Here is a 23,225-nt window from a genome sequence, read left to right on the forward strand (position 1 = left end):
ATGAACAACGAACTGGGCATCGCCTTGATGTGGGCGGCGCTCGCCGTTCAGTATGCGCTCGGAATCGTGCTTGTCGCTTCGCTGCTTAAAGCCGTGTCGTTCAAGCGGCCGCGGTTCGCGCATTTGGCGTTATTGAAATGGCGGACGCATACGGTAAGCGACCGCTGGCTTCGCGCAGCGAGACTGAACCGCGGCTCCGCCGTCTTCAAGGAGCGGGAGCGGCTGCTGGCCGGCTGCGGATTCACGGGCGACGCGGCGGTCTACCTGCTGTTCCGCAGAATCGTCCTCGCGGGAACGCCGGTCTGGACCGCGGTCGTATACGGCGCCATGAAGCTGCATCTCGCGGCTTTGCCGGCTTTCGCGCCTCCGCTGGCCCTGGCCGTGCTTGTTCTGCTGCTGCTCTGGGATCAACCATGGCTGGAAGCGATTCGCAGGACGCGCGCGGAACGGATGACCAAGGAGATTTATACAATCAGCAATCAATTGCTCTATTTGGCGGGCTCTTCGCTTCACATCCATACGAAGCTGATGCGCTGCCTGCCGTTTACCCGCACGATGCGGGGCGATCTGCAGACGCTGCTCGGCGAATGGTACCACGACGCGGAGGGCGCGCTGCGGCGGTTCAAGCTGAGGCTCGGCACGGAAGAAGGGCTGAGCTTCGTCGAGACCGTCGATTCGCTTCGCCTGCATGAGAGCGAGCAGTATTACGAGCTGCTTCGCGAGCGCATCCAGGACTACAAGGAGAAGCTGGAGCTCGCCAAGGACAGCCGGAAGGAATCGACGTCGTATTTTTTGTTCGTGCTGGCCGGCATTCCCATTCTGTACACGTTTCAGATTTTTATCTTTCCTTGGGTTCGGGAAGGACAAAAGCTGTTCCAATCACTCAATTAAGGAGGTGATCGCGCATGCGCAATATTTTGATTACCGTGATGATGCTGGTCGTCGTCATTCTGCTGTTCAATGCCATCGTCGCCAAGGATACGACGGGAACGAAGGCCCAGATCCAGTCGCAAGGAGATTCCGCCAACACGAAGATCAGCACGCTGCTTACCCCGTAAGCCGATCCGCATTCGACAAAGGAGGCGACGCGATGCGTTCCCTGCTCATGACGCTGCTGCTCATTATCGTCGCCATCATGGTGTATAGCGAAGTGACGGGCGGCGACGAAGGGATGAACCGGCAGCTGGAGCGGTCCGGCGGCCATATGAGCGACGGCATTCGGAGGATGAGCCCGTGAAAAGCCTGCTCGTGTTCGTGCTGCTTGCCGCGATGATGTGCTGGTTCTTGTTTTCACCTATTTACAAACATGTGCTCATCGTGCGGCAAGCCGTTCTCCAGCAAGAAGTGGACTATCTGCTGGAAGTCGGGGCAAGCGGCGATTACGGCTACATCGACGACGCGATGCTGCAGGAAGCGAAGCAGCGGCTGGCCTCCTTCGGCCTGAAGCCCGAATCGATCGCGTTCGAGGTCACCTCGGATAACGGGGCGGACGCGATGAACCCGGCTCAGCCGCTTCCCCGGGGAGCGCCGCTGTCCGTGACGGCGAGTTATCCCGTCGAAGGACTCTTTAACATCGACCGGTTGATCGGCGTGGAACCGCCATCGGCCGAGGATAGATTGCAGGCGGCGGGCACGAAGATGAGCGAATTCGTGCCCGATTAGCCGATTCGGCCAGATAGAGTCGTTTGATGGAGCCACAGGAAAGGAATTCGCGACCATGTACAAGCTTGTGCTCGTGATGCTGATGGCCGTCGTTTGGATGCTGCTGCATGCACTGCAAACGGACGAGGAGATGGCCGTGGCGGCTTTGTTTCAAGGCAAGCATGCCGTCAACCGGGCTGCCCATGCCGCCGCCCAGCAGGTCGATGCCGCCGCATTGGGAGACGGAAGGCTGCATATCGACGCAACGGCCGCCCGCGCGGAAGCGGGCTTGTATTTGCAGCGCAATTTGCAGCTCGACGAGGATGGCCGACCGCTGCCGGGCACGTATTGGAAGGAACGGGTGGAGATCGTGGATTTTCAAGTCATCAACGATGACCGATCGTTTCCGTACACGTACCGGAACGACACGTACGATTACGAGGTGACGCTGCATCGTCCGGGCGTCGTTCTCATCGCCAGAATGGTGTACCCGCGCGCGTTTGCCGTCATCGAACCGATCGAGTGGACGATCAAAGGCACGGCGGAGCTGACGTCGAATTGACTGCCGTCATCGAAGCGCATGAAAAAGGCCGGCGGATTAACCGCTCGGCCTCTTTCTTCCCCGCGGGATGAGGAGGTTAAGCATCAATGACCGGAAGCTTCCGTATCGTTGGACATCCGCGTGATTTCAAACAACTTGAACAGCAAGCTGAGCACGATCGCGGTCACCGTCGCGAGCGCCATGCCCGACAAGGAGAAGTCGCCGATCGTGATCTTGGCGCCGCTCAAGCCGGTTACGAGCACGACGGTCGTCAGGTACAAATTCGTCGGTTTGCTGTAATCGACCTTCGACTCCACGAGCATGCGAAGACCGGAGGCGGCGATGACGCCGAACAAGAGCAGTGAGACGCCGCCCATGACCGGCTGCGGAATCCCGGAGATTAACGCCGAGAATTTGCCCAGAAAAGACAGCAGCACGGCGAAGACCGCGGCGCCGCCGATCACGAAGGTCGAGTAGACGCGGGTGATGGCGAGCACGCCGATGTTTTCGCCGTACGTCGTGTTCGGCGTGGAGCCGAGAAAGCCCGAGATGACGGTCGATACGCCGTTGCCCAGCAGGGAGCGATGCAGCCCGGGGTCTTTGGACAGATCTTTCTGCACGATATTGCCGGTCACGATCAAGTGGCCGATGTGCTCGGCGATGACGACGAGCGACGCGGGCACGATCGTCAGAATCGCGGCCCATTCAAAGGTCGGCAGCGTGAAGGTCGGCGCTTCGAGCCATCCGCTGTCCGCCACGGCATCAAACGAGGTATAGCCCATCAAATAAGCGAGCAGGTAGCCGCAGGCGATCCCGACCAGGATAGGAATGATGCGCATGAAGCCGCGAAACAGCACGGAGCCGAGCACGGTAACGAGCAGGGTAACGAGCGAGATCGTGATCGCGGACGAATCGGGCGTCCACGCGTCCGCAGCCGCCGCGCCGGGGGACTTGATCCAGCCGGCCATGCCGGCGGCGACGGGAATGAGCTCGAGCCCGATGACGGCTACGATCGCGCCCATCGCGGCCGGCGGGAACAGAACATGGATCCAACCGGTCCCTGCCGCCTGGATGATCAAGGCGATCACGGTGAATACGACGCCAGCTGCGATAAAGCCGCCGAGCGCCGCGGCATAGCCGTCGGCATGCGCGGCATGATTGCCGATCACGGCGCCGGCCGGGGCGATGAAGGCGAAGCTTGACCCGAGATAAGCGGGTATTTTTCCTTTGACGATCCCTAGATAAAGCAGCGTGCCGATCCCGTTCATCAGCAGGCATATCGCCGGATTGACGCCGAGCAGGTTAGGCACGAGCACCGTCGAGCCGAACATGGCGAACAAATGCTGGATGCTGAGCATCAAGCTCTGACCGAGGGGCGGCCTTTCGTTAATGCCGATTTCCCGTTGTTTCATCGTGCTGGTAGCCTCCAAGTAACCGTAATTGCGCAACTTTATCGATAATACATAGTCTAGTGCGGGTTGACAAGGACTTTCTCCATCGAGCTTCGGCGCTTGGCTTCTTCGCAGGCGATCGGAACGCCCTTGGACGGAGCGGAGGTATCCGTCGTCCTGGTTGACGGGTCCGTCGTCATTTGTTGTAATGGTGAAAGCAGAACCAGAAGCGAGGGGCGAGAGCGGTGCAGGACATGGAGATCGGAACGATTGCGAGCGAAGAAGTTTTGGCGCGGATAGGCAGGCTGCAGGCTCGAATGCTCGAGGCGGGCATCGACGCCTTTCTCGTGACGCAGCATGTGGACCTTTATTATTTCACGGGCTCGATGCAGGCGGGATACGCGTTCGTTCCCGCTGCCGGCGAACCTGTATTCTATGTAAGACGCAGCCTGGAGCGGGCGAGACGGGAGTCGGCGATCGCGGTAGCCGCGCTGACGTCGTTGCGCGGTTTCCGCGCGCAGCTGGCAAGCGATTATCCGGCTGTATTCGGCGGAGGCAACGGCACTGGCAGCGGGTTAAACATCGCCACGGAGATGGATGTCCTGCCGGCCTCGACGTATGCAAGATTGGCCGAAGCCGTCTCGGGCGGTGTCGCGGGCACCGCGTTAACCGACGGATCCGCGTTGATGCGCGGCGTGCGGATGATCAAGTCGCCCTGGGAAGTCAGCCGGATCGAAGCGGCCGCGCGGGTCGTGGCGGAAGCTCTGGAAGCGTCGCTTCCCATGCTGAAGGAAGGCGTATCCGAGCTGGAGCTGATGGCCCGTCTCGAATACGAGATGCGCATTCGCGGACATATCGGTCTCATGCGGACGCGCAGCTATAATATGGAGATCATGACCGGCATGCTGGGATCGGGCGCGGCGGCGGCCGTGCCGAGCGCATTCGACGGACCGGCCGGCGGGCTCGGCCTGGGCCCGGCAGCTCCGCAGAGCACCAGCCGGCGGGCGATTAGGCGCGACGAACCGATCCTGATCGACATCGGCTGCTGCATCGACGGCTACGTCATCGATCAGACGCGGACGGCCGTTATCGGCAGCCTCGCGGATGAGCTGGCAAACGCATATGCCCTTTCGGAGCGCATCGTCCGGCATGCCGAACGGATGATGCGGCCCGGAACGGCATGCGACGCGATATACGCGGCTTCGCTGGAAGACGCCGCGCATGCCGGATTGGCTGACCACTTTATGGGCTTCGGCAGCAATCAAGTCAAATTCCTCGGGCACGGCATCGGGCTCGAGGTCGACGAATGGCCCGTATTGGCCAACGGATTCGGCAATCCGCTGGAGTCGGGCATGGTGCTCGCCGTCGAACCGAAGTTTACGTTCCCGGGCCGCGGCGTCGTCGGTATCGAGAATAGCTATCTGATCACGGACGACGGCTGCCGCGCATTAACGAAGTCCCCTGAAGGGCTCATCATCCTCTAAGGCTTGAAGATGCCGAAGCAAACAGGCTGTCCGCCGAATCGCAATGATTCGCGGACGGCTTTTCGTCGTCGGAGCGGACCGCCTTGATTCAAACAACCGAATCTTCCTATTCATTTAACTGTGGTTAATCTCATTACGGGAGTCGAATGCATTCCGGCAAGGCTATGCTACAATGAGTCTGATCTTATACGTAGCGAGGAAATGAAAGCCTTCACAATATCGAAATAAGAGGTGCTGCCCGCATGAAAATGACGTTCCGGTGGTTTGGCCAAGAAGATCCCGTCACGCTGCAAAATATCCGCCAAATACCTGGGATGCACGGTATCGTCACCGCCTTGTACGACGTGCCCGTCGGCGAAGCGTGGCCGATGGCATCGATTCTGGCGCTGAAAGAAACGATCGAATCGGCAGGGCTTCGGCTCGCCGTGGTCGAGAGCGTTCCCGTGCACGAGGACATCAAGCTGGGACGTCCTTCGCGCGACCGCTTGATTGAAAATTACAGTCAAACCATACGCAGGTTGGGCGCGGCCGGCGTTCCCGTCATTTGCTACAACTTTATGCCGGTGTTCGATTGGACGCGCTCGAAATTGGCGCATGTGCTGCCCGACGGCTCTACGGCGCTTACCTTCGAGGACGAGACGATTTCCCGCATGGATCCGGTAAACGGCGATTTGTCCCTGCCGGGCTGGGATGCCAGCTACACGAAGGACGAGATGGGGCAACTGATCGCGGCTTATGCCGACGTAACGGAGGACGTGCTGTTCGACAATCTCGCTTACTTCTTGGAGCGGATCATTCCCGTCGCGGAGGAAGCCGGCGTCGTGATGGCGATTCATCCCGACGATCCGCCGTGGCCGATCTTCGGATTGCCGCGCATCGTCAGCAGCATGGCGCAGCTGCGCCGCCTCACGGAGCATGTCGACAGTCCCGCGAACGGCATCACGTTCTGCTCCGGCTCGCTCGGCGCGAACGAGGCGAACGACCTGACCGCGATCATCCGCCACTTCGGTTCGCTCGGCAAGCTGCATTTCGCGCACACGCGGAACATTTTACGGACAGGGCCGCGTTCGTTCCAGGAATCGGCGCATCTGTCTTCGGACGGCTCCATCGATATGACGCGCGTGCTCGAAGCGCTGCATGACACCGGATTCGAAGGCCCGCTTCGTCCGGATCATGGCAGAATGATCTGGGGCGAGCAAGGCCGGCCGGGCTACGGTCTCTTCGACCGGGCGCTTGGCGCCGCGTATTTGAACGGGATTTGGGAAGCATTATCCAAGACAAGGAGCTGAACGAGGAGATCATGCCGAAATTATCGATATTTACCGTGGCCGCGCCGGATTTGACGCCGGAAGAGCTTTGCCAAGCCGCGGCGGACGCGGGCATAGCGGGATTGGAATGGCGCTGCAAGGACACGCCGGCCGAGCTCCTCGCCGAGAAGCCTTCGTTCTGGGGCAATAACCGCTGCACGATATCGCCGAACGCCGGCGAAGCGGAGATCGGCCGGTTCAGCCAGGCAGCCGGCGACCATGATCGCAGAACCATCGCGGTCACGCCTTACTTGAGCTGCGGCGACGTCGAGGGAACCGAGCAAGTCATGCGGCTGGCGAAACGTCTCGGCGCCTCGATGGTCCGCGTCGGCGTTCCGGGCTATGACAGAAGCACGCCGTACAACGAGTTGTTCGCGCAAGCGGTCCGCTATCTGCAAGAAGTAGAGCGGCTTGCGCTCGAATACGGCGTGAAGGCATTGGTCGAGACGCATCACGTCACGATCGCGCCGAGCGCGTCGCTCGCGCACCGGCTCGTGTCCCCGTTCAATCCGGACGCGATCGGCGTCCTCTACGATCCGGGCAACATGGTGCATGAAGGATACGAGAATTACCGGATGGGCATGGAGCTGCTGGGTCCGTATTTGGCTCATGTCCACGTGAAGAACGCCGGCTGGCAGTCCGCTTCCCCGGGCGAGACGGCGGATCACCTGCGGCCGGTGGAATGGAAGAGCGGCTGGGCGCCGATCGCGAACGGCGTCGTGCCGTGGAAACAGGTGCTCCGTGATTTGAAAGCGGTGGGCTACGACGGTTGGTTCGGCGTCGAGGATTTCAGCGGCACGTTCGACACGCGCGCCATGCTCCGCACCTACGCCGATCAAATGAACCAATGGATGGAGGAAATTCAGTGAGCCAGGTGAGATACGGAATAATCGGGATTGGCAACATGGGTTCGGGTCATGCTTCGATCCTTACCTCCGGCAAGATCAAAGGCGCGGTTTTGACCGCGGTGTGCGACGAATTCGAGAGCAAGCGCGAATGGGCAAAGGAACAATTCGGCGGCAAGGTCGCCGTATTCGAGAACGCGGGCGCGATGATCGATTCCGGTCTGGTGGATGCCGTTATCGTGGCGACGCCGCATTACGACCATCCGTCTGAAGCCATCGCGGCGTTCGCCAAAGGCGTGCATGTGCTGATCGAGAAACCGGCGGGCGTCTATGCCAAGCAAGTGCGCGAAATGAATGACGCGGCGGCGGCCAGCGGACGCAAGTTCGGGATCGTGTACAACCAGCGCATGAACCCGCTTTACAAGAAGCTGCGCGAGCTGATCGCGTCGGGCGAAATCGGCGAAGTGCGGCGCATCAACTGGATCATCACGAACTGGTACCGGACGCAGGCCTACTATGATTCCGGCACATGGCGCGCGACTTGGGCGGGCGAAGGCGGCGGCGTCCTGATCAACCAATGCCCGCATCAGCTGGACCTGTGGCAGTGGACGACGGGCATGATGCCGACGCGCATGCGCGCCTTCTGCCAATTCGGCAAGCACCGCGACATCGAGGTCGAGAACGACGTAACGGCCTATGCGGAATACGCGAACGGCGCGACGGCGGTCTTCATCACGTCGACGTCCGACGCGCCCGGTACGAACCGCTTGGAGGTATCGGGCAGCCGCGGCAAAATCGTCATCGAAGAAGAGCGCATGACGCTGTACCGCCTCCGCGAGGACGAAGCGGAGTTCAACGCCCGCAACAAAGAATCGTTCGCGTCCCCGGAGGTGTGGAAAATCGAGCTGCCGGCTTCCGGTCCGAGCCCCGAGCATGCGGGCATTCTCCAGAACTTCACGGACGCGGTGCTCCTCGGCACGCCGCTCGCCGCGCCCGGCGAAGAGGGCATCCACGGCCTGACGCTCTCGAACGCGATGCATCTGTCCACCTGGCTGGACGATTGGGTCGACCTGCCGCTGGACGAAGCGCTGCACGAAGCCGAGCTGAATAAGCGGATCGCGACGTCCAAATTCAAGCGGGCCCAGCCGGCCGAGGCGAAGCGCTGATGGCGGTCAATCGGAACGACGGCATGAACTACGCGCCGGTATCCCTCGCAAAGCCGGCTCCCGCAGTGGGCCCGGGCGAATTCGTCTTTGCGGCGATGGCGCTGGATCACGGCCACATCTACGGAATGGCGAACGGATTGATCGAAGCCGGCGCGACGCTGAAATGGGTGTACGACCCCGATGCCGCGAAGGTCGAGCAATTCCTCAAGACCTATCCGCAGGCGACTGCAGCGGCTTCGCCAGAGGCGATTCTGGAAGATCCCGAGGTCAAGCTCGTCGCGGCGGCGGCGATTCCCTCCGACAGAGGTCCGCTTGGCGTGACCGTCATGAAGCACGGCAAAGATTATTTCACCGACAAAACGCCGTTCACGACGTTGGAACAACTGGAGGAAGCGCGGGCCGTGACGGCGGCGACGGGACGCAAGTATATGGTCTACTACAGCGAGCGGCTGCACGTGGAGAGCGCGATTTACGCCGGGCGTCTCATCCAAGAGGGGGCCATCGGCCGCGTCGTGCAGGTGATCGGCACCGGGCCGCATCGCCTCAACAAGCCGTCCCGTCCGGACTGGTTTTTTCGGAAAGCGCAGTACGGCGGCATCCTCACGGATATCGGCAGCCATCAGATCGAGCAGTTTCTGTTTTTTGCCGGGTGCAAGGACGCCGCGGTCGCAAGCAGCAAAGTGGCGAATTACAACAACCCGGACGTGCCGGAGCTCGAGGATTTCGGCGATGCGACGCTGATCGGGGATAACGGCGCGACCAATTATTTCCGCGTCGACTGGCTGACGCCGAACGGGCTGGGAACCTGGGGCGACGGCCGGACGATCATTCTCGGCACGGACGGGTTCATCGAGCTGCGCAAATACATCGATATCGCGCGCGACAAAGGCGGCGACCACGTCTACTTGGTCAACCACGAGGGCGAGCATCATCTGACCGTCGGCGGGCACGTCGGCTTCCCGTTCTTCGGCGAGCTGATCCTGGATTGCCTGAACCGCACGGAAATCGCGATGACGCAGGCGCATGCCTTCAAGGCGGCGGAATTGTGCATCGCGGCGCAAAATAAGGCGGTCCGGCTGTAAGCGGATATGGGCCGGGAAGGGAGCGGCATGGTACAATGAGCGGAGCAGCTTATACCGATGATTCGGGAATCCAATTGGAGGGCTCGGAAATGCCGCTCACGATGCAATGGCAGCAGCCGATCGAACTCATGTACCGTAACAACTTGCCCATGCCCGGGGCGCAGTTCCATTCTCATGCTTTCTATGAAATGTATTATTTTCAGGAAGGCGAGTGCAATTACCTCATCGGCGACAAGCTGATGACGCTTCAGCCGGGAGATTTGATCCTGATGCACGGCATGACGCTGCATTGCCCCAATCCGTCTCCGGAGAAGCCGTACGTCCGCACGATCATCCACATGGACCCGGCCTACGTGCACCGCATTCTCCAGAACGACGCGGCGGCGATGCTGTTGAAACCGTTCGAGGATTTGCGCAACATCCGCTTGTCTCTCAGTCCGGCGGATCAGGCCGAGCTGGAGACGCTGCTCGCCGAGATGAACCGGCTGTACACGCGAACCAACGAAGCGGGCATCCGTACGGCCTACGACCGTTTCGTCATTCGCGTGATCGAACTGCTGCATCTCATTCGCGACTGGTGCAGCGCGCCGGTGAACGAGCGGGAGCACCGCTCCTTGAAGGAGCAGCATGTGCAAAGCGTCATCTCTTTCCTCGAAGACCACTACGTCGAGGAGATCACGCTGGACGACATTGCCGGCGCGCTGCATCTGACGAAGCCGTATCTCTCGAATTTGTTCAAAGACGTGACCGGCACGACCGTGTTCAAATATTTATACAACCGGCGAATTAATCAAGCCAAAATGATGTTCCGGCTGGAGCCGCGCCAATCGGTATCCGACGTGTGCCGCGCCGTCGGCTTTCATCAGCTGCCGCATTTCAGCCGGCTGTTCAAGATGACCGTCGGCGAAAGCCCGGAAGCGTACCGAAAGCGAATGCTGCAGCTGACGGCCGAAGGCAGAAGCCCGACTTGAGCTATCGGCAAGCAGCATTCGATGCGCGACGCGCCGTCAAGGGCGTTAGCCGGTTCATCCCATTCCGCAGCGTGGAGGCGACATCCTATCTATGGGCAGCAATCTATTTGATTTAAAGGGCCGCACCGCGGTCGTCATTGGCGCGGGCAGCACGCTCGGCAGCGTCATGGCGGAGGCGTTGATCGACCATGGCGCCCATGCGGCACTCGTCGTGCGCAATCCGGAGAAAGCCGAAGCGAAGCTCGCGCATCTGCTTACTTCGGGCCGCGCGGCGATTTTCCAAGCCGATGCCGTATCCAAAACGGATCTTCTGCGGGTCGTCGGCGAGATCAACGCGTGGGCGCCCAATGGCCGGAGCGATATCTTGCTGCATACGGCGGGCACGAACAGCGCCACTCCGTTCTTCGACATCACGGAAGAAGAATGGGATACGATCATGGACGTCAACGCGAAGAGCGTCATGTTGGCGTGCCAAGTGTTCGGCCGATCGATGATCGACGCCGGGCAGGGCGGCAGCATCATCACGATCAGCTCCGTATCCTCGGGACCGCCGCTGTCGCGCGTGTTCGCGTATTCGGCGTCCAAGCACGCCGTCAACAGCATGACGCAGTACTTGGCCAAAGAATTCGCGCCGCACGGCATCCGCGTGAACGGCATCGTGCCGGGCTTTTTCCCGGCGGAGCAGAACCGCGCGATCCTCTCGCCCGAGCGGGTGGCCAGCATCATGGGCCACACGCCGATGGCACGCTTCGGCGACCCGAAGGAGCTGCAAGGCGCGGTCGTGTGGTTGGCTTCGGAGGCGGCTTCGGGTTATGTATCGGGCTCGCTGATCCGGGTGGACGGCGGGTTCGGCGCCACGACGATCTGAATGAGGCATCGCAAGCGACGGTTCGTTCCCTTCTTCCGGAGGGAACGGCCGTTTTTTCTTTTTTTTGGCAATGAACGAAAGCGCATCCCGCCATGCAGCAGAAGTGGCCGCGTTAGCCTGCGGCCGGACTCGCGAGCGCGATTCAGGCAAGCGCGTTGGAAGCCGCCGCGGTTGGGCTGCGGCGCCGTCCTGTATCCGATGAATCGCGCCTTTCTCTCTATTGGACTTCCATCCTGTTTTTTAGTAGGATAGAGTAATAGAAAACGGCAAATGGATGACAGGAGTTGACAATTATGTATAAATTAGGGCAACGCATCGTGATTATGTCGGATACCTTCGAACAAAGCCTCCCCGTCGGGGAGTATGGCTATATTATCGCGTACGACCGGAATGCGGACAACGCGTTTGATTACGTGATTCGCGTGCCGAAAGCGAACCGGAATTTCTACGTGCCGGCAGAGGACATCGAGCTGGAAGAAGTGTTGATCAAGCTGGAGGTCGACAAGCTGGAACGGGAAGCGCTGATCGATTTTGCGCTTGCGACGCATAACGCGGAGCTGTTCCACCGGGTTATGAACGGAGAACAGGAGACCGAGGAAGCGGACAACGGCGGCGGCGAGCCGCAGACGCGCGAGGATTTCATGCGCCAAGTGCGATTGAAAGCGTGGATTTGATTCGGAGTCGCTCGCGACGCAGCAAGGCGTTCTCTTCTTGATTTTGGTTGCGATTCTCATGCTCTGCATACGATTAAATCATGCACGCAATAAAAAGCCTCCCGCTCGGCAATCGAGCGGGAGGCTTTTTGTATTGGCCGATAGCGACATCGGCCTAACACCGCAATCAGAGGGACATGCCGAGCATTTCGAATTTTGTTCCGTTGTAGAACGACTAAATGCAGTGTCGACATGAAGCGGTCTCGACTAAGCGCCGGTAGTTTGTTCGGCTTCCGAAGTGGCTCCGGTATCCGCAGCATCTTCGGCCGCATTGCCGTCTGCCGTGCGTTTCTCGCCCTTATGCATCCGCGGGAAGCGACCGTCCTTCGGCTGCGTGCCGTTCACGATGTTCTCCGCGATGACCTCGGCGTTCGCAGTCGCTTTATCCGCTTGTTCCTGCGTCAATTTGCCGGCTTTCACCGCGGAGGTAAGTCCGTCCACGATGGCTTTTTTCTGCGCCTCGACCAGCGTCTGGACGTCCACGCTTTTTTCTTTGGCGACGTCGGCGAGCGATTTGCCCGATTCCAACTCTTTCTTCAGATCCGCTTCGCTCAGACCGAGCAGTTTTGCCGATGCCGTCAAATCGAGCTTCCCGATGCCGGCCTCGAATCTTCTGCCGCCGGCCATGCCTTTGGGACCGTCGATCGGCAGTTGCCCGTCGAGCGTTTTATCGAGGTTGTCGGCGAACTGTTGCTTTTGCTCTGCTTGCTGCTTGTCGAAGGCCGCCGTCATCGCTTTCTTCAGATCGTCCCGGGACACGCCTTGCTCCTCGGCGACTTGCGCGAGCGTTTTGCCCGCGGCCAGTTTTTCCTTCAGCGTTTTAGCGTCGAGCTTCAGCAGATCGAGCACCTCTTGGCCGATGGGTCCGCCGCGGAAGCCTTCCTGCCCGTCTTTCGGCGCAAGCGCCTTGCCTTTATGAATCGTGACCGTGCCGCTCGAAGCGTTCGCGCCTTCCGTCGCCGCCGGGGTCGTGTTGTTCGCTGCCGCATACGCGCTGAGGGGGATCATGACCGCAAGCGCCGCCGCGACGGTCAAGGCTTTCATCGTTTTGTTCATTTTCATGCTCGTTACCTCCGTCATTTATTGGGTGAATCTACCTTGCATGCCCAAGTATGGACAGCCAACCTTAAAGCAAGCTTAATTTCGCGTAAGCCTTCCCTTAGCTTCGCATGAAATTTTTCTTCATATTGCAGAGATTCGGTTTGCAGACGATTCGGCCTGAATTTCGTTTTGGGTCTTTAGTCACGTTTTACATGGAACCGATATTTAGAAATGACAGCTTTTCGAATGCATCGTGATGCCATCCATTAAAGAGGTGGAGTATTGTAGATGAGACCATTGAAATGGACGGTGGCGCTGCTGCTGGGATTGACTTCCGGCACGTCGCTTGCCGCAGCGCATACCCGTTCGCGAGGTCGTTTGCTTTCACGTCGGCTAAGCTTGACGATTTCAAATCCTAGTTCACGTTCAACCCCATAATCAAAGCCGCGACCTTGGTTTTCCTGGAAAACCGCGCAGCAATAGCGCCTTCGAGGAATGATCGCTTGTCATCGTATGACGTATTATCGGTAACCTGCCGTTTGCTCCGGCAGGTTATTTCTTTCTCGCGAAATGCGCGTTAGGCATGAGCAGCGGTCGAACCTGGCGTCAACGGTTCAGGCGCGCCCTTGCGCATTTGCATTGAGTTTGATTCAAGCCTTGCGTTATAATGGGTAGAATGTGTGCATTTTGGTTGGAAAGGACGGGACACGAGATGAGCATTACGATCAAGGATGTTGAGCATGTGGCCAACCTGGCCCGGCTGGAGCTTTCCGAGCAGGAGAAGGAGCAGTTCGCCGGACAGCTGAACGCGATCTTGAAATACGCGGAGAAGCTGAACGAGCTGCAAACCGACGACGTTGAACCGACCACCCACGTGCTGCCGGTACGCAACGTCATGCGCGAAGACGCGGTCCGCGAGTCGCTTGCCAACGAGACCGCGCTGCGCAATGCGCCTGACGATGAAGACGGCCAGTTCAAGGTGCCGGCCGTACTGGAATAAATTCGACTTGCAAGGATACGAAAGGAGGAACGGCTGTTGGCACTTTTCGATTTACGCCTGCAGGAAGTACATAATCAATTGAGAACGAAAGAACTGTCGGTCGCCGATCTGGTGGACGCTTCCTATTCGCGCATTGCCGCCACGGATGCATCCATTCAAGCGTTCTTGACCTTGAACGAGGAGGGCGCCCGCGCCGCGGCCGCCGAGCTGGACCGGGCGATCGCCGAGGGCGGGGAACAAGGCATCCTGTTCGGCCTGCCAGCCGGGATCAAGGACAATATCGTGACGGAAGGCCTGCTCACGACCTGCGCGAGCCAATTCCTGCGCAATTACGACCCGATCTACGACGCCACGGTCACGAAGAAGCTGAAGGCCGCGCAATCCGTCACCATCGGCAAGCTGAACATGGACGAGTTCGCGATGGGCGGTTCCAACGAGAATTCCAGCTTCCATCCGACGCGCAACCCGTGGAATACGGAATACGTGCCTGGCGGCTCGAGCGGCGGTTCAGCGGCTTCCGTCGCGGCGGGACAAGTCTATTTCGCGCTCGGCTCCGATACCGGCGGCTCCATCCGCCAACCGGCGGCATATTGCGGCATCGTCGGTCTCAAGCCGACTTACGGCCTCGTATCCCGTTTCGGCCTCGTGGCTTTCGCCTCTTCCCTCGACCAGATCGGTCCGCTGACGAAGAACGTGGAAGACTCGGCATACGTGCTTCAGGCGATCGCCGGATACGACGGCAACGATTCCACGTCGGCTAACGTGGAGATACCCGATTACGTCAGCGCGCTGACCGGCGACGTGAAGGGTCTGCGCATCGGCGTGCCGAAGGAATACTTGGGACAAGGCATCGACCCGAAAGTGAAAGAAGCGGTTCTGGCCGCCCTCAAGCAATTCGAGCGCCTCGGCGCGACATGGGAGGAAGTGTCCATGCCGCACACGGAATACGCGGTTGCGACGTACTATCTGCTGGCTTCGTCCGAAGCATCCTCGAACCTGGCCCGATTCGACGGCGTCCGTTACGGCGTGCGCGCGGACAATCCGGACAACCTGCTCGACCTGTATCGCAAGTCGCGCAGCCAAGGCTTCGGCCAGGAAGTGAAGCGCCGCATCATGCTCGGAACCTACGCGCTCAGTTCCGGCTATTACGATGCTTATTATTTGAAGGCTCAGAAAGTGCGCACGCTGATCAAGCAGGATTTCGACAACGTGTTCAAGGACTTCGACCTGATCATCGGACCGACGGCGCCGACGACGGCATTCCCGATCGGCGAGCAGGTCGGCGACCCGCTGACGATGTACTTGAACGATATTTGCACGATTCCGGTGAGTTTGGCGGGAGTACCCGCGATCAGCGTGCCGTGCGGTTTCGCGGACGGTCTTCCGATCGGCCTGCAAATCATCGGCAAAGCGTTCGACGAGCGCACGGTGCTGCGCGCCGCGCACGCGTACGAGCAGCATACCGAGCATCATAAACAGCGTCCGCAGCTGTAGCGGACGGCTAGAAGCAGGAGGGCGAAACCATGGTAGAACCGAATAAATACGAAACGGTCGTCGGGCTTGAAGTGCACGTCGAGCTCCACACGAAAAGCAAGATCTTCTGCGGATGCTCCACGTCCTTCGGCGCGCCGCCGAACTCCCATACATGTCCGGTCTGTCTCGGACATCCCGGCGTGCTGCCGGTTTTGAACCGTCAAGCGATCGAATACGCGATGAAAGCGGCGATGGCGCTCAACTGCCAAATCGCGGACATCAGCAAGTTCGACCGGAAAAACTATTTCTATCCCGATTCGCCGAAAGCCTATCAAATTTCTCAATTCGACAAGCCTGTCGGCGAGCACGGCTGGATCGACATCGAGGTGAACGGCCAGACGAAACGCATTGGCATTACGCGTCTTCATCTGGAGGAAGACGCCGGCAAGCTCACGCATATCGACGGCGGCTTCGGCTCCTTGGTCGATTTCAACCGCGTCGGAACGCCGCTCGTGGAGATCGTATCCGAACCGGATATCCGCACCCCCGAGGAAGCCAAGGCGTATCTGGAGAAGCTCAAAGCCATCATGCTGTATTGCGAAGTGTCGGACGTTAAGATGGAAGAAGGCTCGCTGCGATGCGATGCCAACATCAGCATCCGTCCTTATGACCAGGAGCAGTTCGGCACCCGCGCGGAGCTGAAGAACATGAACTCCTTCCGCGGCGTTCAGCGCGGTTTGGAGTACGAAGAGATGCGTCAGGCCGACATTCTCGACGGCGGCGGCAAAGTCGTGCAGGAAACCCGGCGATGGGACGAGACGCAGGGCAAGACGTTCACGATGCGCAGCAAGGAAGAAGCGCATGACTATCGCTATTTCCCGGATCCGGACCTGGTGCAGATCCACATCGACGACGAGTGGAAAGCCCGCGTCCGCGCGTCCATTCCGGAGCTTCCGGATGCGCGCAAAGCCCGGTACACGGCCGATTTCGGGTTGCCTTCTTACGATGCGGAAGTCATTACCGCGTCCAAGAAGCTGGCGGATTTTTTCGAGGAAAGCCTGAGTTACACGAAAGACGCCAAATCGGTGTCCAATTGGATCATGGGCGATCTGCTGGGCTATCTGAACGCGGGCGGCCTGGAGCTCGAAGACATCAAACTCACGGGCCAAGGCCTCGGCGAGATGATCGGTCTCATGGAGAAAGGCACGATCAGCAGCAAGATCGCCAAGACCGTCTTCAAGGAAATGCTCGAGACCGGCAAGCGTCCGCAGCAAATCGTCGAAGAGCAAGGGCTCGTCCAGATCAGCGACGAAGGCGCGATCGCCGAAGTCGTCGACCGGATCGTAAGCGCGAACCCGCAGTCCGTCGAGGATTTCAAAGCCGGCAAAGAGAAGGCCATCGGCTTCTTGGTCGGCCAAGTCATGAAAGAAACGAAAGGCAAAGCGAACCCGGCGCTGGTCAACAAGCTGCTGCTCGCGCGCCTCAATCAATAACTCCGTCCATGCAAAAGAGGCATGTCCGCCCGCAAGCGGCCATGCCTCTTTGCTGCATTCGGAATATGTTACAATATGGATAAATGACTGTTCCCGTTAGGAGGCCGCCCATGCGCAATAGCTCGAAAACCAAGACGATCCTGGCGCCTCTGCTTTCTTTTCTGGTCCCCGGCGGCGGTCATATGCTCCTGGGCAAGCCGGCGGCGGGGCTCCTCCTGCTGCTCGGGACGTTGACCGATATCGCGGCGATGATCCGCTTGGCGGATGAAGGCGGCGGACGATACGCCTTGTTTATTATTTTCCTGGGCTTGGGCGTGCCTTGCTTTTGGTTTTACAGCGTCTTCGGCGCATTGCAGCTGGCATCGAAGGTCCGCAAAGACATGCTGGACGGGGAGAAGCCGGACGCGGACGGAACGGGATTGACGGCCGTTTTGCAAGGGATCTCCGCAATTGCGTTGGCCTGCATGCTCATGATTCTCGTGCAGAGGTCCTTGGACTTCTCCCTGCCCATCGCAACGTTCGGGACTTATGCGCCAAGCTTGCTCCTGCTTGCTCTGGGGCTCATGATTCTGTCGTTAAGGAGGAAGAAGGCCATGTTCAAAATGGGGCGATTTACGGCTGCAGCCGTGTTAATCGCGGTAGGCGGCCTGCTGCTGTGGGATCAGATTCAGGGCCGCAACGACATCGGCCTGCTGGGACAATGGTGGCCGGCCGCATTCGTGCTGCTCGGTATCGAAATCGTCATGGTCAGCCTGGTTTACCGCAGAGCCTCCGGACGGCCTTCCTTTGACATCGGCGGCGCTTTCCTGGCAGCCATCGTCGCAATAACGGCATTCGCCGTTACGCAGTACGCCGCCATGCCGTTCAAGTGGCTGGACGAATTCAAGGTGAATCTGACGGGTACGAGCGGGTTCGGCGAGGAGAAAGGCTTTCGTTACGATAAAGACGCGATACACCAGCCAATGCTGCCGGAGACGACGAGCATTGCGATCGATAACGCGAATGGCAGCGTGAGCGTAAAGCAGGGCGACGTGGACGAGATCGTCGTCGAGACCGTAATGTGGGTGGATTCGGCGGACAAAGCCGAAGCGGACGATACGGCGGAGAAGTCGACGGTGGAAGTGAACGGCGGCGCCAAAATCGAAATAAAAGCGGCAGGCCGCCCGTACGGTACTAACGGGGAGCGAAAGCCGCGTATGAATATGATAGTCACGGTTCCGGCCGACTCCACGTTCGGCACGAAGTTTCAACCGGCGGTTCCCAATGACGATCCTTCCGTGAATCAATCCGCCGACGCAATCGAGTCTTCCAAGAATACGACGAACGACGGGGAGACAGGGGAGCCTGAAACTTCGGGGTCGAATAATTCGTATACTAATGTAGAGCCTCCCGCTGCCGAGCTCTACGTCGGGACTGTCAACGGCTCCGTCGATGTCGCGGATCTGATGCTATACGGAGGTTTGACCATCAAGGTGACGTCGGGCGAGATCACCGTTAACCGGATACATGGTCCCGTGGACGCCGAGACCAAGAACGGGAGCATTACCGCGACGGCATTGGACGGAGACGCGAAGCTGAACACCTATAACGGCGATATGAAAGCCTCGGACATTACGGGCAGCTTCGACGGATCGACGTTGAGCGGCAGCATAGACTTGCAGCGAGTCTCGGGCGACGTGGACACGGACACCAAGAACGGTCAAATCGGCATAAAGGAAGCTTTGGGCGCAGTCAGGGCGGATACGTTGAACGGGGACATTAACGTGACGGGCAGCGTCGTGGGCGGAGATTGGGACATTGACAGCTCCATCGGCGAAATTCATGTCCGGATTCCGGAATTCGGCAACTATTCCGTTAACGGTTCCGTGACGTTCGGCGATATCGCCAGCGATTTGCCGCTCGCCGTCAATAAGAAAACGATTCGCGGGAGTATCGGCGAAGGCACGTATCGCATCAACATCGACGCCAACAGCAGCATCGAGGTAAATCGTTACAAGCCATAAAATGATTCCCGCTTTCATTGACAAATTGAAAACGATCCACGTACAATGGTTCTAAACTATTGCGGAAAGGACGTGTTGGGCATGGGTGCGACCGTGGAACAGGCTTTGGAACAATTGAAAAGTACCGGCGTCCGTATGACCCCGCAGCGTCATGCTATCTTAAGCTTTCTCATGCATTCCTTGACTCATCCGACTGCAGACGAAATTTACAAATCGCTCTCTCCTTCGTTTCCGAGCATGAGCGTGGCGACCATATACAATAATTTGCGGCTTTTCGTTGAAGCGGGATTGATCAAGGAATTGACCTACGGCGACGATTCCAGCCGATTCGATGCCGATTTGTCCGAGCATTATCACGCGATTTGCCGTACCTGCGGCACGATCGTCGACTTCGACTATCCGCCGCTGACGGAAGTGGAGATCGCGGCTTCCAAAGAAACGGGATTTACGGTGGAAGGCCATCGCATGGAAATCTACGGGCAATGCGCGGGCTGTTCGTCGCGGCACAAGGCGAACTAACCGGCAGCAGAAGGCCGATTCATGAATCGAACGAACGCGCAAGGGATGAGCAAGTACGTCATCATGCGCGTTTTTTATTTGCGGGAAACCTTCGTTTAAATTTGAAAGGAGTCGTTTTGCAACGTGGAAACGGTACGATATCGGTCCAGACGCCGGAACGGCGGCGGACTGAAATGGCTTGTCGTCGCAAGCGGGTTGGCCGCCATGATTATCGTCATATGGCTGGGCTGGCAACGGCTGACGCCCAACAATACGGTCATCAAGCCCGATTACGGAGAAGAGCATCCGCTGCTTTATCATGGAGAGGTGATTCCGAACGGCGCATTGATCGACGGAGAGCACGTTCGGATTCCGATTTCATTCGTGCAAAACCGGCTTGGTTTGAAGGAAGAGGTCTATTACGAGAGCAAGACGGGCTCCATCGTATTGACGACGGCGAACAAAGTATTGCGGATGCAGACGAATACCTTGACGGCCAAGCTGAACAAACAACCTTACGAGCTGCGGATCGCGGCCGAGGTGGTTGACAAAGTGGCGTATATACCCGTGGAGCCGCTTGAAATGCTATTCGGCATTCATGTCGAGAACAACGCGGCGCAGAAAATCGTCACGGTCCTCGCTGCCGGCGATGCCGTTCAGCTCGGAGCCAAGCCGAAGGGGGAAATGACGGTTCGGCGCGGTCCGTCGATTAAAGAACCGATTTACGAACGCGTAGCGGGCACGACAGAAGTCAGGATTTGGGGCGAGAAGGACGATTGGTATTTGGTGCAAATCGCGGACGGCATCGTGGGCTATGCCGATAAATCGTCTATTGCCCTGACGCAAGTCGAACAAATCAAACCTTTAAAGGACGAGCCCGTATATCCGGCTTGGAAAGCCGTCGGCTCCAAAATCAACCTGACATGGGAGGCCGTCTATACGAAGACGCCGAACCCGTCTTCCATCGGCGACTTGGCCGGCGTGAACGTCGTGTCGCCCACATGGTTCGAGCTTCTGGACGGCAGCGGCAACGTCAAAAGCAAGGCCGACATGAGTTACGTCAACTGGGCGCATCAACAGAATATGCAGGTATGGGCATCTTTCAGCAACGGCTTCGAACCCGATCGGACCACGAAGGCGCTCGCAAGCGCGGCGACCCGATTAAAGATGATTCAGCAGATGGCCGCGTTTGCCCAAATGTACAAGCTCCAGGGCATCAACCTTGATTTTGAAAACATCTATACGGCAGATAAAGCGAACCTCGTGCAGTTCGTCCGGGAATTAACGCCGTACATGCATGAGATGGGCGTGGTCGTGTCGATCGACGTGACGCCGAAGTCCAACAGCGAGATGTGGTCCTTATACTTCGACCGCGAGGCGCTAGGGAAAGTCGTCGATTATATGATGGTCATGGCCTACGATGAACATTGGGCCGCGAGCCCGGTATCGGGCTCCGTCGCATCCCTGCCTTGGACCGAGCAATCGGTGAAGAAGATATTGACCGAGGATAACGTTCCTCCGGGCAAGCTCGTGCTTGGAATGCCGCTCTACACGAGACAGTGGACGGAGAAGAAGGACAAGAACGGCAAGACCGTGGTGACGTCCAAGACGCTTGGCATGGAAGCCGTGCAGAACCTTATCAAGCAGCGCGGTTTGAAACCCGTGTACGACGCGAACTCCGGACAGCGGTACGTCGAGTACACGCAGGACGGCGCATTGCAGCGCATCTGGATCGAAGATTCCTTGTCGGTCAAAGCAAGAATCGCATTAGTGAAGAAATACCACCTGGCCGGAGCGGCTACCTGGCAGCGCCAATTCCAATCCGACGACATTTGGGGCATCATCCATCAATCCCTTAACCAGCTTCCATGAAAGCACGCCAAAAAAACGCCTTGCATGCGGAAACTTCCGTACGCAAGGCGTTTTTTGATAAGGTTCGTTAAGTTTGTGGCTGGCCCACTTCTTCCGCAACCGGCTCGGTATCGTCCAGATCGGTCGCTTGCTTGGGGTCGAGCGTCAATTTTGTTTTGCAGTTCATGCAGCGATCCGTTTTGCCGAGTATTTTCGTATGTCGGTTGCATTCGGGACATACAAGGATCGTGGCGCTGGTCGAGAGCATCCCTGCCCAGAAGTAGACGCCGACGCTGAGCAGCATGGCGATCATCCCGATGACCATGAAGATGGCGGCGAATATTTTGCCTGCTTGTCCCCAAAATACGATTCCGGCCGTGCCCAATATCATTAGACCCATTCCGAACAGGGTGAAAAGTAAGCCCCAAAGCCGAAATTCATTGATTTTACTCGATTTTCCAAACATGATTTCAATCCTTTCTGACACTTCCCAGTTGTTTCTAAGACTTTAGGCAGGAAAACGGGCGGACATTGTCGAACAAGGAATTATATAACTGCGAAATCATTATAGCTTAAACGAAAGCATGAAGCTATACGGGGGATAGACGTGGAGCATATTAAATCGCATTTCAAAGACGCCTATGAACAACGCGAAGGGATCGTCAGTCTGGCGGCAATCGATAACCCTTTTGCCTACAATCCGCTGATCGACGGATTGGATCTGCTTATTCTCATCGTAACCGAACATGAGGTCGCCGCCGAAGGAACGGAACATATCAGCTACGACGGGGAACGCGTGCAAATCCGGACGGTCACGACTGTTACTTTGGAGCAATGGACGACCGGCGGCGAGAACCGGAGCATTATACAATGGCTTGCTCGGGGGGAAATCCTGTTGGACCGGGATGATTATTTAGCGAATTTGCGTGACAGCCTGCTTTCGTTTCCTTCGGCGCTGCGCAGCCAGAAGGAACTGGTCGAGTTTGCAGGATTCGTAAGGACTTACTTACAGGCTAAGCAGGACCTTCAAGACAATAACTTGCTTGATGCGTACAGCAACGTGCTGGCAGCGCTCAATCATTGGGCGCATATCGCCTTTATAGAAGAAGGCGTACATCCCGAGCTTACGGTCTGGCGTCAAATGCGCCGGTTTAACCCCGGAATTTATAAATTGTACGAAGAGCTGACCATTTCGCCGGAATCGTTGGAGAAACGGGTACAGCTCGTCTTGCTCGCCTGCGAATTTTCCGTGATGAGCAAAATGAAATCTTCTTGCGGGCTGTTGTTTACCATATTGGAAAGCCGCGAGGAGCCTTGGAGCGTAATGGAGCTCCAGCTTCATCCGATGCTCGCGGAGCTTCACATGGATTTGTCGCTGCTGCTGCAAAAACTCGTCAAGCGCGGCTATGTCCGCGAGGTTGCCTACATGCCAACGGCAGGCGACATGGAAATGCTGGAGCTTCGATATCATTAACCGTTTCACGCATGCGTCAAGCATGCGTTTTTTATTTCAAAGAAGTGCTTGACGGACATATTGGGCATGTGATAAATTCTTTATTACCGCCTCCGAGTTAAACAAAAACAGCCTCACGGCAGGCAAGCTCGCAAGAAAAAAGATTTTAAAAAAAGCTTGCAATTGAATGTCCGGATGTGATATATTAATCAAGTCGCCGCTGAGACATGGGCGATACGAGAAAAGAATTTGTTCCTTGAAAACTGAACAATGAGCGACCTGTCAAAAGGTTATAAAGTAAGTCAGCGATGAGCTAACAAGCACATCCTGAAAATGGCTTCGGCCACTTTTATGGAGAGTTTGATCCTGGCTCAGGACGAACGCTGGCGGCGTGCCTAATACAT

The 23,225-nt window shown here is 58.0% G+C and carries 23 protein-coding genes; 20 read left to right on the forward strand and 3 right to left on the reverse strand.

All coding sequences use genetic code 11. The features are described 5' to 3' along the window. Genes AC50YL_RS26690 through AC50YL_RS26710 form a run of 5 tightly spaced genes read left to right on the forward strand, consistent with a single transcriptional unit; the run spans position 1 to position 2,203 of the window. Entirely contained in the window at positions 1–891 is an 891-nt protein-coding gene (locus AC50YL_RS26690; RefSeq protein WP_494835980.1) for a hypothetical protein, read from the forward strand. Between the two features lie 14 nt (positions 892–905). Continuing rightward, positions 906–1,058, forward strand: coding sequence for a hypothetical protein (locus tag AC50YL_RS26695; protein ID WP_494835981.1), 153 nt, complete (start codon positions 906–908; stop codon positions 1,056–1,058). Between the two features lie 32 nt (positions 1,059–1,090). Beyond that, positions 1,091–1,237, forward strand: a complete 147-nt coding sequence (locus AC50YL_RS26700; RefSeq protein ID WP_494835983.1) for a hypothetical protein — start codon at positions 1,091–1,093, stop codon at positions 1,235–1,237. After that, entirely contained in the window at positions 1,234–1,662 is a 429-nt protein-coding gene (locus tag AC50YL_RS26705; protein WP_494835985.1) for a hypothetical protein, read from the forward strand. Before AC50YL_RS26700 ends, AC50YL_RS26705 begins: the two co-directional genes overlap by 4 nt. A 55-nt stretch (positions 1,663–1,717) precedes the next feature. Further along, positions 1,718–2,203, forward strand: coding sequence for a hypothetical protein (locus AC50YL_RS26710; protein WP_494835986.1), 486 nt, complete (start codon positions 1,718–1,720; stop codon positions 2,201–2,203). Between the two features lie 83 nt (positions 2,204–2,286). Here the strand turns inward: AC50YL_RS26710 and uraA are convergent, their stop codons facing one another. Then, the gene (gene uraA / locus AC50YL_RS26715; protein WP_494835988.1) at positions 2,287–3,594 is read right to left on the reverse strand and encodes a uracil permease; all 1,308 of its coding nucleotides are present in this window, start codon (positions 3,592–3,594) and stop codon (positions 2,287–2,289) included. Between the two features lie 233 nt (positions 3,595–3,827). Here uraA and AC50YL_RS26720 point away from each other — a divergent pair, with 233 nt between their 5' ends. The 8 genes from AC50YL_RS26720 to AC50YL_RS26755 all read left to right on the forward strand — a co-directional run bounded on the left by AC50YL_RS26720 (position 3,828) and on the right by AC50YL_RS26755 (position 11,970). Continuing rightward, complete coding sequence (locus AC50YL_RS26720; protein WP_494836034.1) at positions 3,828–5,057, forward strand: M24 family metallopeptidase; 1,230 nt, start codon at positions 3,828–3,830, stop codon at positions 5,055–5,057. 242 nt (positions 5,058–5,299) lie between these two features. Next, positions 5,300–6,346 carry a mannonate dehydratase gene (gene uxuA / locus AC50YL_RS26725; RefSeq protein WP_494835989.1) on the forward strand — a complete coding sequence of 349 codons (1,047 nt, stop codon included), beginning with the start codon at positions 5,300–5,302 and terminating at the stop codon, positions 6,344–6,346. An 11-nt stretch (positions 6,347–6,357) separates the two neighbouring features. Next, a complete protein-coding gene (locus tag AC50YL_RS26730; RefSeq protein WP_494835990.1) occupies positions 6,358–7,233 on the forward strand; it encodes a sugar phosphate isomerase/epimerase family protein in 876 nt (291 codons plus the stop codon). Beyond that, positions 7,230–8,375 (forward strand): Gfo/Idh/MocA family protein, encoded by a 1,146-nt coding sequence (locus AC50YL_RS26735; protein WP_494835991.1) that lies wholly within the window; start codon positions 7,230–7,232, stop codon positions 8,373–8,375. Before AC50YL_RS26730 ends, AC50YL_RS26735 begins: the two co-directional genes overlap by 4 nt. Beyond that, a complete protein-coding gene (locus AC50YL_RS26740) occupies positions 8,375–9,457 on the forward strand; it encodes a Gfo/Idh/MocA family protein (RefSeq protein ID WP_494835992.1) in 1,083 nt (360 codons plus the stop codon). The genes AC50YL_RS26735 and AC50YL_RS26740 overlap by 1 nt, the downstream gene beginning before the upstream one ends. 89 nt (positions 9,458–9,546) lie before the next feature. Further along, complete coding sequence (locus AC50YL_RS26745) at positions 9,547–10,428, forward strand: helix-turn-helix transcriptional regulator (protein ID WP_494835993.1); 882 nt, start codon at positions 9,547–9,549, stop codon at positions 10,426–10,428. Positions 10,429–10,519: 91 nt separating this feature from the next. After that, the gene (locus tag AC50YL_RS26750) at positions 10,520–11,296 is read left to right on the forward strand and encodes an SDR family oxidoreductase (protein ID WP_494835994.1); all 777 of its coding nucleotides are present in this window, start codon (positions 10,520–10,522) and stop codon (positions 11,294–11,296) included. A gap of 293 nt (positions 11,297–11,589) precedes the next feature. After that, positions 11,590–11,970, forward strand: coding sequence for an ATPase (locus tag AC50YL_RS26755; protein ID WP_161743163.1), 381 nt, complete (start codon positions 11,590–11,592; stop codon positions 11,968–11,970). Between the two features lie 246 nt (positions 11,971–12,216). Here AC50YL_RS26755 and AC50YL_RS26760 read toward each other — a convergent pair whose 3' ends face one another. Next, positions 12,217–13,071: a hypothetical protein gene (locus AC50YL_RS26760; protein WP_494835995.1), complete on the reverse strand. Its 855-nt coding sequence runs from the start codon at positions 13,069–13,071 to the stop codon at positions 12,217–12,219. 691 nt (positions 13,072–13,762) lie between these two features. Between AC50YL_RS26760 and gatC the strand changes: the two genes are divergently transcribed. The 6 genes from gatC (at position 13,763) to AC50YL_RS26790 (ending at position 21,389) form a co-directional block, all read left to right on the forward strand. Beyond that, positions 13,763–14,050 carry an Asp-tRNA(Asn)/Glu-tRNA(Gln) amidotransferase subunit GatC gene (gene gatC, locus AC50YL_RS26765; RefSeq protein ID WP_494835996.1) on the forward strand — a complete coding sequence of 96 codons (288 nt, stop codon included), beginning with the start codon at positions 13,763–13,765 and terminating at the stop codon, positions 14,048–14,050. Between the two features lie 36 nt (positions 14,051–14,086). After that, positions 14,087–15,544: an Asp-tRNA(Asn)/Glu-tRNA(Gln) amidotransferase subunit GatA gene (gene gatA / locus AC50YL_RS26770; RefSeq protein ID WP_494835997.1), complete on the forward strand. Its 1,458-nt coding sequence runs from the start codon at positions 14,087–14,089 to the stop codon at positions 15,542–15,544. Positions 15,545–15,573: 29 nt separating this feature from the next. Further along, on the forward strand, positions 15,574–17,016 hold the full coding sequence (gatB, locus tag AC50YL_RS26775; RefSeq protein ID WP_494835998.1) for an Asp-tRNA(Asn)/Glu-tRNA(Gln) amidotransferase subunit GatB: 1,443 nt from the start codon (positions 15,574–15,576) through the stop codon (positions 17,014–17,016). 110 nt (positions 17,017–17,126) lie between these two features. After that, complete coding sequence (locus tag AC50YL_RS26780; RefSeq protein ID WP_494835999.1) at positions 17,127–19,019, forward strand: DUF4097 family beta strand repeat-containing protein; 1,893 nt, start codon at positions 17,127–17,129, stop codon at positions 19,017–19,019. Positions 19,020–19,100: 81 nt separating this feature from the next. Then, on the forward strand, positions 19,101–19,538 hold the full coding sequence (locus AC50YL_RS26785) for a Fur family transcriptional regulator (RefSeq protein WP_494836000.1): 438 nt from the start codon (positions 19,101–19,103) through the stop codon (positions 19,536–19,538). 123 nt (positions 19,539–19,661) lie between these two features. Continuing rightward, on the forward strand, positions 19,662–21,389 hold the full coding sequence (locus tag AC50YL_RS26790) for a glycosyl hydrolase family 18 protein (RefSeq protein WP_494836001.1): 1,728 nt from the start codon (positions 19,662–19,664) through the stop codon (positions 21,387–21,389). A 67-nt stretch (positions 21,390–21,456) separates the two neighbouring features. Here the strand turns inward: AC50YL_RS26790 and AC50YL_RS26795 are convergent, their stop codons facing one another. Continuing rightward, positions 21,457–21,834: a YgzB family protein gene (locus AC50YL_RS26795; protein ID WP_494836002.1), complete on the reverse strand. Its 378-nt coding sequence runs from the start codon at positions 21,832–21,834 to the stop codon at positions 21,457–21,459. A gap of 141 nt (positions 21,835–21,975) precedes the next feature. Here AC50YL_RS26795 and AC50YL_RS26800 point away from each other — a divergent pair, with 141 nt between their 5' ends. Beyond that, complete coding sequence (locus tag AC50YL_RS26800) at positions 21,976–22,842, forward strand: nucleotidyltransferase-like protein (RefSeq protein WP_494836003.1); 867 nt, start codon at positions 21,976–21,978, stop codon at positions 22,840–22,842. Positions 22,843–23,225 lie beyond the last annotated feature (383 nt).

It is taken from the genome of Paenibacillus sp. J22P277, from assembly GCF_059383675.1.